General features: G+C 69.7%; 1 protein-coding gene. It reads left to right on the top strand.

Translation table 11 applies throughout. The features are described from left to right. Positions 1 to 280 precede the first annotated feature (280 nt). On the top strand, positions 281 to 793 hold the full coding sequence (locus C4U03_RS39720; protein ID WP_407701473.1) for a macro domain-containing protein: 513 nt from the start codon (positions 281 to 283) through the stop codon (positions 791 to 793). Positions 794 to 1064 lie beyond the last annotated feature (271 nt).

Here is a 1064-nt window from a genome sequence, read left to right as displayed (position 1 = left end):
GCTGGCGCGCCCTGCGCCACGTCACCCTCAGCCCCGGCCGCATCGGCGCCATCACCCAGGCCGCCCTCGTCCTCAACAACGCCTGGCGGTGACTTCCGCTGAGAAAACCTCACTGAGGCCGACGAACAGACCGCCAACCCCACCTAGCCCCTCTTCCCGAGCGCCCACCGGCTAGCGCCAATTTCTGCACTCAGGGGGGCCATGGCGGTGTCCACACGTTCTCCTACGGCGGACACCGAATCGAGGGCCTGTCGTTTCGGGCATCATCAGGGGCATGCCAGTGATCGAGGTCGTCGTCGGCGACATCACCCGTGAGCGGACCGAGGCCATCGTCACCGCGGCGAACGAGTCGCTCATGGGAGGCGGCGGAGTGGACGGCGCGATCCACCGGGCGGCCGGCCCGCGCCTTGCCGAAGCGGGCGCGGCGATCGGCCCCTGCGATCCGGGCGATGCGATGGTCACACCGGGCTTCGACCTCGATCCACCAGTCAGGCATGTGATCCACACGGTCGGCCCCGTCTGGGAAGGCGGCGGCCACGGCGAGGCCGAAGTCCTCGCCTCCTGCTACCGCCGCTGCCTGGAGGTCGCCGACGAACTCGGCGTACGCAGCATCGCCTTCCCCGCGATCGCCACCGGCGTCTACGGATTCCCCGCCGAGGAGGCGGCACGGATCGCGATCACGACCATCACCTCCGCAGCGACCGGCCTCCAGCACGTCAGGCTCATCGCTTTCGACGAGACGACGGGCGATCTCCTGGCGACCGAACTTGCCCGACGATCCGCCTCGAGTTAGGCAAGGCGACCCGGCAGGACGCGTTCATCGACCACGGCCCGGGCGGCACCGGGGAGACCGCCGCCCTGGTGCTGCGGCCGGGCAACGCCGGTTCCAACACCGCCGAAGACCACATCGCCACCGCCCGGGCCGCCCTAGGGTGCCAGTAGCAATCGCCGAAAATCCAACGAACCTGCTTCTGATGCGATGAAGGGGCGGGGCCTCCGCTCCCCGTGACGCTTCCGCCGGGCGCATGCTCGGAGGTGGAGTCACAAGCCACCACGAGCAGGGG

This window comes from Thermomonospora echinospora, assembly GCF_900108175.1.
GTDB classification, from domain to species: Bacteria; Actinomycetota; Actinomycetes; order Streptosporangiales; family Streptosporangiaceae; genus Thermomonospora; species Thermomonospora echinospora.
Note: the sequence above shows the minus strand (reverse complement) of the source record. Positions and strands in the feature narration are given on the sequence as shown.